22 protein-coding genes are annotated in these 13129 nt (G+C 39.8%); all 22 read left to right on the top strand.

Features of this window, described 5'->3' with window-relative positions; all coding sequences use genetic code 11:
• Positions 1-786 precede the first annotated feature (786 nt).
• The 22 genes from P6940_RS02905 to rplF all read left to right on the top strand — a co-directional run bounded on the left by P6940_RS02905 (position 787) and on the right by rplF (position 13128).
• Positions 787-1032: a L7Ae/L30e/S12e/Gadd45 family ribosomal protein gene (locus tag P6940_RS02905; protein ID WP_277293139.1), complete on the top strand. Its 246-nt coding sequence runs from the start codon at positions 787-789 to the stop codon at positions 1030-1032.
• A gap of 75 nt (positions 1033-1107) precedes the next feature.
• Positions 1108-1482: a 30S ribosomal protein S12 gene (rpsL, locus tag P6940_RS02900; protein WP_028257525.1), complete on the top strand. Its 375-nt coding sequence runs from the start codon at positions 1108-1110 to the stop codon at positions 1480-1482.
• A gap of 48 nt (positions 1483-1530) precedes the next feature.
• Positions 1531-2001 carry a 30S ribosomal protein S7 gene (rpsG, locus tag P6940_RS02895; protein WP_028257524.1) on the top strand — a complete coding sequence of 157 codons (471 nt, stop codon included), beginning with the start codon at positions 1531-1533 and terminating at the stop codon, positions 1999-2001.
• A 19-nt stretch (positions 2002-2020) separates the two neighbouring features.
• Entirely contained in the window at positions 2021-4096 is a 2076-nt protein-coding gene (gene fusA / locus P6940_RS02890) for an elongation factor G (protein WP_038153000.1), read from the top strand.
• 50 nt (positions 4097-4146) lie between these two features.
• Positions 4147-5334 carry an elongation factor Tu gene (gene tuf / locus P6940_RS02885; protein WP_277293138.1) on the top strand — a complete coding sequence of 396 codons (1188 nt, stop codon included), beginning with the start codon at positions 4147-4149 and terminating at the stop codon, positions 5332-5334.
• Between the two features lie 175 nt (positions 5335-5509).
• Positions 5510-5821, top strand: coding sequence for a 30S ribosomal protein S10 (gene rpsJ / locus P6940_RS02880; protein ID WP_028258021.1), 312 nt, complete (start codon positions 5510-5512; stop codon positions 5819-5821).
• Positions 5822-5835: 14 nt separating this feature from the next.
• Positions 5836-6477, top strand: a complete 642-nt coding sequence (gene rplC / locus P6940_RS02875; RefSeq protein ID WP_028258020.1) for a 50S ribosomal protein L3 — start codon at positions 5836-5838, stop codon at positions 6475-6477.
• A gap of 26 nt (positions 6478-6503) precedes the next feature.
• On the top strand, positions 6504-7127 hold the full coding sequence (gene rplD / locus P6940_RS02870) for a 50S ribosomal protein L4 (protein ID WP_028258019.1): 624 nt from the start codon (positions 6504-6506) through the stop codon (positions 7125-7127).
• Positions 7127-7411, top strand: a complete 285-nt coding sequence (gene rplW, locus P6940_RS02865; protein WP_028258018.1) for a 50S ribosomal protein L23 — start codon at positions 7127-7129, stop codon at positions 7409-7411. Before rplD ends, rplW begins: the two co-directional genes overlap by 1 nt.
• Positions 7412-7438: 27 nt before the next feature.
• Positions 7439-8269 (top strand): 50S ribosomal protein L2, encoded by an 831-nt coding sequence (rplB, locus tag P6940_RS02860; protein ID WP_028258017.1) that lies wholly within the window; start codon positions 7439-7441, stop codon positions 8267-8269.
• Positions 8270-8292: 23 nt separating this feature from the next.
• Entirely contained in the window at positions 8293-8574 is a 282-nt protein-coding gene (gene rpsS / locus P6940_RS02855) for a 30S ribosomal protein S19 (protein ID WP_277293137.1), read from the top strand.
• A gap of 16 nt (positions 8575-8590) precedes the next feature.
• Positions 8591-8926 (top strand): 50S ribosomal protein L22, encoded by a 336-nt coding sequence (gene rplV, locus P6940_RS02850; protein ID WP_028258015.1) that lies wholly within the window; start codon positions 8591-8593, stop codon positions 8924-8926.
• A gap of 19 nt (positions 8927-8945) precedes the next feature.
• Complete coding sequence (gene rpsC / locus P6940_RS02845) at positions 8946-9617, top strand: 30S ribosomal protein S3 (protein ID WP_028258014.1); 672 nt, start codon at positions 8946-8948, stop codon at positions 9615-9617.
• Complete coding sequence (gene rplP / locus P6940_RS02840; RefSeq protein ID WP_028258013.1) at positions 9617-10054, top strand: 50S ribosomal protein L16; 438 nt, start codon at positions 9617-9619, stop codon at positions 10052-10054. The genes rpsC and rplP overlap by 1 nt, the downstream gene beginning before the upstream one ends.
• A complete protein-coding gene (gene rpmC, locus P6940_RS02835) occupies positions 10044-10247 on the top strand; it encodes a 50S ribosomal protein L29 (RefSeq protein WP_028258012.1) in 204 nt (67 codons plus the stop codon). Before rplP ends, rpmC begins: the two co-directional genes overlap by 11 nt.
• Positions 10248-10289: 42 nt before the next feature.
• The gene (rpsQ, locus tag P6940_RS02830) at positions 10290-10550 is read left to right on the top strand and encodes a 30S ribosomal protein S17 (protein ID WP_028258011.1); all 261 of its coding nucleotides are present in this window, start codon (positions 10290-10292) and stop codon (positions 10548-10550) included.
• Between the two features lie 27 nt (positions 10551-10577).
• A complete protein-coding gene (gene rplN / locus P6940_RS02825) occupies positions 10578-10946 on the top strand; it encodes a 50S ribosomal protein L14 (RefSeq protein WP_028258010.1) in 369 nt (122 codons plus the stop codon).
• Between the two features lie 17 nt (positions 10947-10963).
• Complete coding sequence (gene rplX, locus P6940_RS02820; RefSeq protein WP_169712404.1) at positions 10964-11290, top strand: 50S ribosomal protein L24; 327 nt, start codon at positions 10964-10966, stop codon at positions 11288-11290.
• Between the two features lie 20 nt (positions 11291-11310).
• On the top strand, positions 11311-11853 hold the full coding sequence (rplE, locus tag P6940_RS02815; protein WP_244869387.1) for a 50S ribosomal protein L5: 543 nt from the start codon (positions 11311-11313) through the stop codon (positions 11851-11853).
• Between the two features lie 16 nt (positions 11854-11869).
• Complete coding sequence (rpsN, locus tag P6940_RS02810) at positions 11870-12139, top strand: 30S ribosomal protein S14 (RefSeq protein ID WP_028258007.1); 270 nt, start codon at positions 11870-11872, stop codon at positions 12137-12139.
• 31 nt (positions 12140-12170) lie between these two features.
• A complete protein-coding gene (gene rpsH / locus P6940_RS02805; protein WP_277293136.1) occupies positions 12171-12557 on the top strand; it encodes a 30S ribosomal protein S8 in 387 nt (128 codons plus the stop codon).
• A gap of 25 nt (positions 12558-12582) precedes the next feature.
• Positions 12583-13128: a 50S ribosomal protein L6 gene (gene rplF, locus P6940_RS02800; RefSeq protein WP_028258005.1), complete on the top strand. Its 546-nt coding sequence runs from the start codon at positions 12583-12585 to the stop codon at positions 13126-13128.
• Position 13129: the final 1 nt, after the last annotated feature.

Genomic DNA, 13129 nt, shown 5'->3' with positions numbered 1-13129 from the left:
TAGTTATAGTGGTGTAAGTCTATATTGTCCTATATATAGATTAACTATACCTACAGATAGAATTCCTATAGAACGGTACTATAAAGCCACGTGAACAGGTAATACTGTTCACGTGGCTTTTAATATGCTTGTTATAGTGTTGCAACCTTTTAAGTGCGAACATAATAGATTAGTAATTATAGAATGTGGAAAGATTAGAGTTATAGGACAAAATATGTTGTTTTGAATGCCGATGGAACTAGGAAATACCTCGTTCTATCGGCATTTCATCTTTTTTGTGATCTTTAAAAGGTGGATAAAATGTGTCGCAAAAAAAGCTGAAAACCCTTGCATTTACTAGTCTAACTATAGAGAGTAGAGACGTAAGCGCCAGAGCGTTCATTATCGGTACGTGTAGAAATATCGTATATGTGAAGCGTTGCTAGCGTGTATGATAAGGGAGAAGGGGTATAGCAATGGTTATGAGTCTACACAGGTTAGCCATGTTATATATAGAAAAAATACAAAAAGCTATATCAAATTGGCATAATGAAGATGTATGAATGCAAATTAAATACATATAAATGTTATAAATATAATAAAAAAGATTAGAAATTAGTAATTTTATGCAAAATATTCATTATTTTTTTAAGAAATGAACCACACCGATACGTGTGCATAAAGAACATTGATATTTGTTGAATTTGTAGGTGATTTTTTGTTGACATGATGAACATGTATTGATATACTTGTATAGTGCTTAAGTAGGGTGAGGATTAACTGAGTGAAACCGTAAGGAGTGAACCTATGGAAATCGATACGTTGCGATCGCTACATAAAACCATTGGAGCTAAACAAACTTCTAAAGCCATCAAACGTGGCGAGGTTAAGTTGGTCCTAGTGGCAGTAGATGGCGACGAACCTATTACGGCGCCTATTCTTGAACTTTGTAAAGAATATAATGTGCCGGTGGAAGAAAAGCATACGATGGAAGAACTTGGTAAGGCGTGCCACATTAAGGTGAAAGCCTCAGCCGTAGGGATTCTAGATTAATTTGGTAATATCTGTTGTGGTATTTCACCATGATAGATCAATTATAAATCTCACATTTAGAAAGGAGGTGCCCAAATGCCAACAATCAATCAGTTAGTACGTAAAGGTCGCGAAAGCTTGAGCAAAAAATCTACAGCTCCAGCACTTCAAAACTCTCCACAAAAACGTGGTGTATGTACTCGTGTATACACAGCTACTCCAAAAAAACCGAACTCCGCGCTTCGTAAAGTTGCCCGTGTTCGTTTGACAAATGCTATTGAAGTAACTGCTTACATTCCAGGCATTGGACACAATTTACAAGAACACAGTGTAGTACTTATTAGAGGTGGTCGTGTTAAAGACCTTCCAGGTGTGCGTTATCACATTGTTCGTGGTGCATTGGATACTGCTGGCGTACAAAATCGTATGCAAAGTCGCTCCAAATATGGCGCTAAAAAAGCTAAAAAATAATCTTAGCTAACAACAAAGTAAACACACATCGTTAAAGGAGGAATTGACATGCCAAGAAAAGGCCCTGTTGTAAGACGAGATGTACTTCCAGATCCGGTGTACAATTCTAAACTAGTAACTCGTTTTATTAACAAAGTTATGTACGATGGCAAAAAAGGTATTGCTGAAACCATCGTATATGATGCATTTGAAATTATTCGTTCCAAAATGGGACAAGATCCTATGGAAGTTTTTGATCAGGCGTTAAAAAATGTAATGCCTGTATTAGAAGTACGTGCTCGCCGTATCGGTGGTGCTAACTATCAAGTACCAGTAGAAGTACGTGCTGATCGCCGTTTAACACTAGGCATTCGCTGGGTGGTAAACTATGCTCGTCTTCGTGGTGAACGCACTATGAAAGAACGCTTAGCAGGCGAATTAATGGACGCTTTCAATAACACAGGCGCTTCCATTAAGAAGAAAGATGATACTCATAAAATGGCAGAAGCTAATAAAGCATTTGCTCATTATCGTTGGTAATTAATAAGGAGTGACTATAGTGGCAAGAGAATTTTCCTTAGCGAAAACTCGTAATATCGGTATCATGGCTCACATCGATGCAGGTAAAACAACTACTACAGAACGTATCCTTTACTATACAGGTCGAGTTCACAAAATCGGTGAAGTGCATGAGGGTGCTGCTACGATGGACTGGATGGCACAAGAACAAGAACGTGGTATTACTATTACATCCGCGGCTACTACTTGCCATTGGAAAGAACATCGCATTAACATCATCGACACTCCTGGTCACGTTGACTTTACTGTAGAAGTAGAACGTTCTCTTCGTGTTTTGGATGGATCTGTAGCAGTATTCTCTGCTAAAGGTGGTGTTGAACCTCAATCCGAAACTGTATGGCGCCAAGCATCGACATATGGTGTTCCACGTATTGCGTATGTCAATAAGATGGATACTGTAGGAGCGGATTTCTTCAATGTTGTAGACATGATGAAAACTCGTTTAGGTGCGAATAGCGTTGCTATCCAAGTGCCAATTGGCGCGGAAGATACTTTCTCTGGTATCGTTGATTTGATGACTATGAAAGCAGAAATTTATACATCTGAAGATGGTAAAGAATATGAAATCACTGATATTCCAGCAGAATACGTTGACGTAGCTAATGAACGTCGTGAAATGATGGTTGATGCTATCGCTGAAACAGATGATACCATCATGGAAAAATACCTTGAAGGTGAAGAATTAACAGTCGATGAATTGAAAGCGGCTCTTCGTAAAGCTGTTTGTCAAAACTTGATTTTCCCAGTTCTTTGCGGATCTTCCTACAAAAATAAAGGCGTTCAAATGATGATGGATGCAGTTGTTGACTACATGCCATCGCCATTAGATGTACCAGCTATTAAAGGTGTTAACCCTGATACAGAAGAAGAAGAAGTACGTGAATCTTCCGATGAAGGTCCATTTGCAGCCTTAGCATTTAAAATTATGGCTGACCCATTCGTGGGTAAACTTGCTTTCTTCCGTGTATATTCCGGTACATTACAATCTGGCTCTTATGTATTCAACTCTACTAAGGGCAAGAAAGAACGTATTGGTCGTATTCTTCAAATGCATGCGAATACACGTAATGAAATCGACATAGTATATGCTGGTGATATTGCGGCAGCTGTAGGTTTAAAAGATACTACAACTGGTGACACACTATGTGATGAAAAAGCACCAATTATTCTTGAATCTATGGAATTCCCTGAACCAGTTATTTCTGTAGCGGTAGAGCCAAAAACTAAAGCTGACCAAGAAAAAATGGGTATGGCCTTAGCTCGTTTGGCGGAAGAAGATCCAACTTTCAAAGTTCGTACCGACGAAGAAACTGGTCAAACAATCATTTCCGGTATGGGCGAATTACATTTGGACATCATCGTGGATCGTATGAATCGCGAATTTAAAGTTGAATGTAATGTGGGTAAACCACAAGTTGCATATCGTGAAACAATTCGCAAACAACTTAAATCAGAAGGTAAGTTTGTTCGCCAATCTGGTGGTAAAGGTCAATATGGCCATTGCTGGTTGGAATTGATTCCACAAGAACCAGGCGCAGGCTTTGAATTTGAAAATAAAGTTGTAGGCGGTGCTATTCCTCGTGAATATATCGGACCAGTTGAAGCTGGTGTAAAAGAAGCTATGGAATCTGGTGTTATTGCTGGATATCCAATGGTTGATATTAAAGTTATCGTTTATGATGGTTCTTATCATGATGTTGACTCCTCTGAAATGGCGTTTAAAATTGCTGGTTCTATGGGCTTCAAGGAAGGTGCTCGCAAAGCAGATCCTTGCTTATTGGAACCATACATGGCTGTGGAAGTGGATGTGCCAGAAGAATACATGGGCGATGTTATCGGTGACTTGAACTCTCGCCGTGGTCGTATGGAAGGTATGGAAGCGCGTAATGGTAGCCAACATATTAAAGCCTATGTTCCATTGAGTGAAATGTTTGGGTATGCCACCGACCTTCGTTCTAAAACACAAGGCCGTGGTAACTACTCCATGACATTCGATCATTATGAAGAAGTTCCTAAGAAAATTGCTGAAGAAATTCAAGCAAAGAAAAATGGGTAATCGATTAGGGTTACAAAGTTTACTTTAATTATCCGGGAGGACAATTTAAAATGGCAAAAGAAAAATTCGAACGTACAAAACCGCATGTTAACATTGGTACTATCGGTCACGTTGACCATGGTAAAACAACATTAACAGCAGCTATTACTAAAGTATTGGCTGAAAAAGGTCAAGCTGATTTCCAAGACTACAGCATGATCGATAAAGCTCCAGAAGAACGTGAACGCGGTATTACAATCAATACAGCACACGTTGAATATGAAACAGCAACTCGTCACTATGCACACGTTGACTGCCCAGGCCATGCTGACTATGTTAAAAACATGATCACTGGTGCTGCACAAATGGACGGCGCTATCTTGGTAGTATCCGCAGCTGATGGCCCTATGCCTCAAACTCGTGAACACATCTTGTTAGCTCGTCAGGTTGGCGTTCCAGCAATCGTTGTATTCTTGAACAAAGCTGATATGGTTGACGATGAGGAATTATTAGAATTAGTAGAAATGGAAGTTCGTGAACTTCTTTCTTCCTACGAATTCCCTGGCGACGATATTCCAGTAGTTATCGGTTCTGCTTTAAAAGCATTAGAAGGCGATGCAAAATACGTTGCTAAAATTGAAGAATTAATGGATCAAGTTGACTCCTACATTCCAACTCCAGTTCGTGATACAGACAAAACATTCTTGATGCCTGTAGAAGACGTATTCACAATTACAGGTCGTGGTACAGTAGCTACTGGCCGTGTAGAACGTGGCGAAATTAAAGTAGGCGACACTGTAGAAGTAGTAGGTCTTGCAGATGAAGCAAAATCTTACGTAGTAACAGGTCTTGAAATGTTCCGTAAAACATTGGATGAAGCAGTAGCTGGTGATAACGTAGGTGCTCTTCTTCGCGGTGTTGAACGTAAAGATATCGAACGTGGTCAAGTATTAGCAAAACCAGGTTCCATTCATCCACACACTAAATTCAAAGGCGAAGTATACGTGTTGACTAAAGAAGAAGGTGGCCGTCATACTCCATTCTTCTCCAACTACCGTCCACAATTCTACTTCCGTACTACAGACGTAACTGGTGTTATCAGCTTACCAGAAGGTACAGAAATGTGTATGCCTGGTGATAACATCACTATGGATATTGAATTAATCACTCCAATCGCTATCGAACCAGGTCTTCGTTTTGCGATTCGTGAAGGTGGTCATACAGTAGGCGCTGGTGTTGTTACTGAAATCGCTGACTAATTGACAAACACTACATTGATTACTAAATCCTTTGGGATTTGAGTATATAAGCACATGGAGCGGCTATGCCGCTCTCATGTTGCGTTTAAACTATGATATGGAAGGTGACCTCATAAGAGGATAATTTCCATGGAGCAGTTCATTCTCGAAATGAGCGACAGGAGGAAAAGCAATAATGGCTAAACAACAAAAAATTCGTATTCGCTTGAAAGCTTACGATCACAAAGCACTTGATCAAAGCGCTCAAAAGATCGTAGACACAGCAAAAAGAAATGGTGCTATGGTTTCAGGTCCGATTCCATTGCCAACAGAAAAGAATATTTTCACAATTCTTCGTTCTCCACATGTTAACAAAGATTCTCGTGAACAATTTGAAATGCGTACGCATAAACGATTGATTGATATTCTTGAACCAAATTCTAAAACAGTAGATGCTATCACTCGCTTAGACTTGCCAGCTGGTGTATCTATTGAAATTAAATTATAAGAGGAGGTGCGATAATGTCTAAAGCTATTTTGGGTAAAAAAATAGGAATGACTCAAGTGTTTACTGCTGAAGGTAAATTAGTTCCTGTTACTGTAGTAGAAGCTACTCCAAACACTGTAGTTCGTGTAAAAACTGTTGAAACTGACGGTTATAACGCAGTACAAATTGGTTATGGCTCTATTAAAGAAAAACATCTAACAAAACCTGTTAAAGGTCAATTCGAAAAAGCAGGTGTGGATCCAGTTAAGTATCTTCGCGAAATTCGCGTTGCTGATACATCTGAATACACAGTAGGCCAAACTCTGGCGACTGATATCTTCGCAGAAGGTGAATTAGTCGATGTGGTTGGAACAGGTAAAGGTAAAGGGTTTGCTGGTACAATTAAACGCCACAACTTCCACCGTGGTCCACAAACACATGGCTCTAAATCTCACCGTGAACCGGGTTCCATCGGTCCTATGATTTCCGGTGGCGGCGGTAAGGTATACAAAGGTAAAAAACTTCCTGGACAAATGGGTGGTTACAGAGTTACCGTACAACGCTTATCCGTGGTTAAAGTTGACGCTGAAAGAAACCTTTTATTAATCAAAGGTGGTATTCCAGGTGCTAAAGGCAGCTTGGTTATGGTTCGCAACACGGTAAAACCTGTTAAATAATACATTTGTCGAAAGGAGGATATAGAATGCCTACAGTTGATTTATATAATCAATCCGGTGTAAAAACTGGTACAATCGAATTAAATGATGCAGTATTCGGCGTTGAAGTAAATGACGCAGTTATGCATCTAGCCGTAGTTCGTCAATTAGCAAACGAACGTCTTGGCACACATGCAACAAAAACTCGTGGTATGGTTCGCGGCGGCGGCAGAAAACCTTGGAAACAAAAAGGTACAGGCCGTGCTCGTTCTGGATCCACTCGTAGCCCATTATGGGTAGGCGGTGGTACCGTATTCGGTCCATCCCCTCGTAGCTACTACAAAGCTATGCCTCGTAAAGCTCGTCGCTTAGCAGTTAAATCCGCTTTATCTGCGAAAGTAAACGAAAGCGAATTATATATTTTGGAAGAATTAACACTAGCAGCTCCAAAAACTAAAGAAGTATTGAATATCCTTAATAACTTCAATGTGGGTGATGCAAAAGTTTTATTCATTACTGAAGGTGATGTAAATGTTGAACTATCTGCTCGTAACATCCAAGGTGTGAAAGCAACTTCTAACGAAGGCATCAACATTTTTGATCTTCTTCACTATGACAAACTCTTCATTACTAAGGGTGCAGTCGCAAAAATTGAGGAGGTATTAGGATAATGGAATTACGTGATGTTCTTATTCGTCCGGTTATTACCGAAAAATCTACAATATTGATGGAAGAAGGCAAGTACACATTCCGTGTGCCTTTGACTGCTAATAAAATTCAAATTCGTCAAGCTGTAGAATCAATCTTCAATGTAAAAGTAGAAAAAGTTGCTACCATTCGCGTGTTAGGTAAAACTAAACGTATGGGTCGTACAGAAGGTAAACGTAGCGATTATAAAAAAGCTATTGTCACTTTGAAAGCTGGCGAATCCATTGAATTCTTTGAAGGTGTATAAAGTCTAGTTTTGTAAGGAGGCCCACTAATGGCATTAAAATCATTCAAACCGTACTCCGCTGGTCGTCGGTTTATGACAGTATCTGCCTTTGATGAAATTACAGCAAGCAAACCTGAAAAATCTTTGTTGGCTAAAATTTCTCAAACAGGCGGTCGCAACAATACTGGTAAAATGACTGTTCGTCACCAAGGTGGCGGTCATAAACGTCAATACCGTATTATCGACTTTAAACGTACGAAAGACAATATCCCTGCAAAAGTTGCTACAATTGAATACGATCCTAACCGTAGCGCTCGTATTGCTTTGTTAAACTATGCAGATGGTGAAAAAAGATATATCATTGCTCCACACAATTTAAAAGTGGGCGATGTAGTATATAGCGGTCCAGAATCTGATATTAAACCTGGTAACTGTTTACCACTATTAAACATTCCGCTAGGTACACAAATTCACAACATTGAAATGAAAATCGGCAAAGGCGGTCAAATCGTTCGTTCTGCTGGTACTTCAGCTCAATTAATGGCAAAAGAAGGTAATTATGCATTACTTCGTTTACCATCCGGTGAACTTCGTAAAGTTCATATCAATTGCCGTGCAACAATCGGTGTTGTAGGTAATATTGATCATGAAAACCAAACTATTGGTAAAGCTGGTCGCCATCGTTGGATGGGCGTTCGTCCAGCAAACCGTGGTGTTGTTATGAACCCTTGTGACCATCCACATGGTGGTGGTGAAGGTAAATCTCCTGTTGGTCGTAAACATCCTGTTACACCTTGGGGCAAACCAGCACATGGTGTTAAAACTCGCGACAAGAAAAAAGCTTCTAACAGCTTAATCGTTAAACGTCGTACAAAATAGGATAAAGGAAAGGAGATAAGACAGTGTCCAGATCTATAAAAAAAGGCCCTTTCGTTGCAGCAAGTCTGTTAAAGAAAGTTGATGCTTTAAACGAAACAAACGAAAAGAAAGTTGTAAAAACCTGGTCCCGTGCCTCTACTATTATCCCTAGTTTTGTAGGCCATACAATTGCTGTTCATGATGGTCGCAAACACGTTCCTGTATTTATTACAGAAGATATGGTAGGTCACAAATTAGGTGAATTCGCTCCTACACGTACCTATAGAGGTCACGGTAAGGATGAAAAAACCACAGGCAAAAGATAATAGGAGGAAATAAATAATGGAAGCAAAAGCAATCGCTAGACATATTCGCATTGCGCCTCGTAAAATCCGCATTGTTGCAGATTTGGTTCGTGGCAAAAATATCGGCGAAGCATTTGCCATCTTGAAGTTCACTCCGAAAGTTGGCGCCGATGTAGTTGAGAAAGTTATGCGTTCTGCTATCGCTAATGCAGAACACAATTTTGATATGAACGTTGATAATCTTTACGTATCCGAGATCTTTGTTGATCAAGGTCCGACATTGAAACGTATTCATCCTCGTTCTCGTGGACAAGCTTTCAAAATCTTGAAACGTTCTAGCCACGTTACAGTTGTTGTAAAAGAAAGAGCTTAAGCAGAAGGAGGGAAACAGAGTGGGTCAAAAAGTTAATCCACATGGTTTGCGTGTCGGTATCGTAAAAGATTGGGACGCAAAATGGTATGCTGGTAAAGATTACGCAGCAAACCTTCATGAAGACGTAAAAATTCGCAACTTCTTGAAAGAAACACTTTTCATTGCTGGTATTTCCCGCATTGAAATTGAGCGTACAAATAAACGTATTAAATTAACTATTCATACAGCAAAACCAGGCATGGTAATCGGCCGTGGTGGTGCAGGTATCGAAGATATTAAAAAAGCAATGACTCGTTTTACCGATAAACAAGTAGACGTAAATATTGCTGAAATTAAACAAGCTGATATGGATTCTGTATTAGTAGCAGAAAACATTGCTGGCCAATTGGAACGCCGTATTGGTTTCCGTCGTGCCATGAAACAAGCTGTTAGTCGTACAATGCGCTTAGGTGCAAAAGGTATTAAAATTATGGTATCTGGTCGTTTAGGCGGTGCTGAAATTGCGCGTAGCGAATCTTACCGTGAAGGTAGTATTCCTTTGCACACATTGCGTGCTGATATCGATTATGGTACTGCTGAAGCACATACAACATATGGTTGCATCGGTATCAAAGTTTGGATTTATAAAGGTGAAGTTTTGCCTAATGCAAAAGTGAACAATAACCATAAAAAGGAAGAAGGTGACAACTAATGCTTATTCCAAAACGTGTGAAACATCGTAAACAATTCCGTGGGCGTATGAAAGGCCGTGCGATGCGTGGCAACACTGTATCTCATGGTGAATTCGGTTTGGTGGCATTAGAGCCATCTTGGATTACTAACCGTCAAATTGAAGCTGCCCGTATTGCTATGACTCGTTATATTAAACGTGGCGGTCAAGTTTGGATTAAAATTTTCCCAGATAAACCAGTTAGTATGAAACCAGCTGGTACTCGTATGGGTTCCGGTAAAGGTTCGCCAGAATATTGGGTAGCAGTAGTTAAACCTGGTCGCGTTATGTTCGAAATGGACGGCGTTTCTGAAGAAGTTGCTCGTGAAGCTATGCGTCTTGCAAGCCACAAACTTCCAATTAAATGTAAGTTCGTTGTTAAGGGTAAAGAATTGGGTGGTGACGTAAATGAAGGTTAATGACATTCGCAATATGAGCGCTGCCGAAATGGACCAAAAAGTAGTTGGTCTTAAAGAAGAGTTGTTTAACCTCCGTTTTCAGCTTGCAACAGGTCAATTAGAAAATCCTATGCGAATTCGTGAAGTTAAGAAAACTATCGCTCGTATTAAAACAGTACAACGTGAAGCAGAACTTAAATCTCAAAACGCATAATAACAACCATTGTTAATAGGATTGAAAAGGAGGCTTAAAGTCGTGGCAGAAGAAAGAAGCGTACGCAAAGTCCGTGTTGGTAAAGTTGTAAGCAACAAAATGGATAAAACTGTAGTAGTTGTTGTAGAACGTAAAGTACCTCACGCATTATATAACAAGCCATTGGTAACTAATAAACGTTTTAAAGCTCATGATGAAAAGAATGAGTGCCAAGTAGGCGATACAGTTAAAATTGTAGAAACTCGTCCATTATCAAAAGATAAATGTTGGAGAGTTGTAGAAATTATTGAAAGACAAAAATAATAAAGTGATGTAAGGAGGATATAGACGATGATCCAGCAACAAACAATTTTGAATGTTGCCGACAACACTGGTGCAAAGAAAATCATGTGCATCCAAGTTATGGGCGGTTCTTACCGCAAATTCGGCAATATTGGTGACGTAATCGTTGCTTCTGTAAAAGATGCATCACCCGGTGGCGTTGTCAAGAAAGGCGATGTGGTTAAAGCCGTTATTGTTCGTTCTAAAAAAGGTATCCGTCGTGCAGATGGTTCCTATATTCGTTTTGACGAAAACGCAGCAGTAGTAATTAAAGACGATAAAAGCCCTCGTGGCACTCGTATCTTTGGCCCTGTAGCTAGAGAACTTCGTGAAAAAGACTTCATGAAAATTATCTCCTTAGCTCCAGAAGTATTATAATCGGGAGGAATACACTGATGTCATTGAAAAAACTTCAAATCAAAACTGGTGATACAGTTGTAGTTATCTCCGGTAAAGATAAAGGCAAACAAGGTAAAGTTACAGCAACTGAACCTAAAAAAGAACGCGTATTTGTAGAAGGCGTTAACGTTGTTAAACGTCATACAAAACCATCGCAAGCCAATCCACAAGGTGGTATTATAACAAAAGAAGCTGGTATTCATGTTTCTAATGTCATGATTCTTGACCCAGAAACTAAAACAGCAAGCCGTATCAAAAAAGTAAAACAAGCTGACGGTTCTTATGTACGTGCCACAGTGAAATCTGGTGCAGAATTAAAATAATAGGGAAAGGAGGTTCTTAAATAATGTCTCGTTTAAGCGAAAAATACACTTCTGAAATTAAGAAGTCTATGCAAGAAAAATTCAATTACGGCAACGTAATGGAAATTCCAAAATTGGAAAAAATCGTAATTAACATCGGCGTTGGCGATGCAGTAGGTAACTCCAAAGCATTAGATGCAGCTGTTACTGACCTAACAATTATTGCTGGTCAAAAACCTGTTGTAACAAGAGCTAAAAAATCTATTGCCAACTTTAAAGTTCGTGAAGGTATGGCATTAGGTACTAAAGTTACTCTTCGTGGCGAACGCATGTATGAATTCCTTGATAAATTGATCAATGCGGCATTACCTCGTGTACGTGACTTCCGTGGTGTCAGCGCAACAGCTTTTGATGGCCGTGGCAACTATGCATTAGGTTTAAAAGAACAGCTTATCTTCCCTGAAATTGAATATGATCAGGTAGAACGTGTAACTGGTATGGATATCATTGTGGTAACCACAGCTAACACTGATGAAGAAGCTCGCGAATTGTTAACTCAATTCGGTATGCCGTTTGAGAAATAATTAGGAGGAATAATAGATGGCTAAAAAGTCTATGGTTGAACGCGAAAAGAAACGCGCTAGAATCGTTGCTAAATATGCAGCTAAACGTGAAGCATTAAAAGCAGCTGGAGATTATGAAGCATTATCTCAATTACCTGCTAATGCATCTCCAACACGTTTGCACAATCGTTGCAACTTAACTGGACGTCCTCATGGCTACATGCGTAAATTCGGTATTAGCCGTATCGCATTCCGTGAATTAGCGTACAAAGGACAAATTCCTGGTGTAAAAAAAGCCAGCTGGTAATATATTAGAAACGGGAGGAGGTTTTTAGACTATGGTAATGACCGATCCAATCGCGGATATGCTAACGCGCATTCGTAATGCAAACTCTGCTTTTCATGAAACTGTGGATATTCCAGCTTCTAAAATGAAAGCAGCGGTTCTTGACATCCTTTTAGAAGAAGGCTTTGTTAAGAGCGTAGAAGTAGTTGAAAACAATTTAAAAGTAACTTTAAAATATGGTTCCAATAAGGAACGTGTAATTACTGGAATTAAACGTATTTCCAAACCAGGTTTACGTGTTTATGCGAAAAAGGAAGAACTTCCTCGTGTACTTGGTGGTTTGGGTATCGCTGTTATTTCTACATCGAAAGGTGTTATGAGCGATAAAAAAGCTCGTAAAGAAGGCCTTGGTGGCGAAGTAATCGCATACGTTTGGTAATCAGTAGCAATAGGAGGTAGAAATAATGTCACGTATCGGTAGAATGCCTATCGAGATCCCTGCGGGCGTTACAGTTGCATATGATAACCATGTAATCACTGTAAAAGGCCCTAAAGGCGAATTAACTCGTAACTTGCATCCAGATATGGTCGTTGCTGTAGAAGGCAATGAAATCAAAGTGTCTCGTCCAACCGAACACAAAGATCATCGTTCCTTACACGGATTGACTCGTGCTCTTGTTGCTAATATGGTAACAGGCGTAAGTGAAGGCTTTAGCAAATCTTTGGAAATTAACGGTGTTGGTTACAGAGCGGCAAAACAAGGCACTAAACTAGTGCTTACTCTTGGCTTCTCTCACCCAGTTGAAATGGAAGCCCCAGCTGGTATTACAATCGATGTACCGGCTCCTAACAAAATCGTTGTGTCTGGTGCTGATAAAGAAGTTGTTGGCGCTATAGCAGCTGATATTCGTAAATGGAGAAAACCAGAACCTTATAAAGGCAAAGGTATCCGCTATGAAGGCGAATATGTTCGTCGTAAAGCAGGTAAAGCTGGCGCTAAAGGTAAGTAAT

It is taken from the genome of Veillonella montpellierensis (assembly GCF_947090115.1).
GTDB lineage: Bacteria > Bacillota > Negativicutes > Veillonellales > Veillonellaceae > Veillonella > Veillonella montpellierensis.
This window is presented reverse-complemented; position numbering and strand designations above follow the sequence as displayed.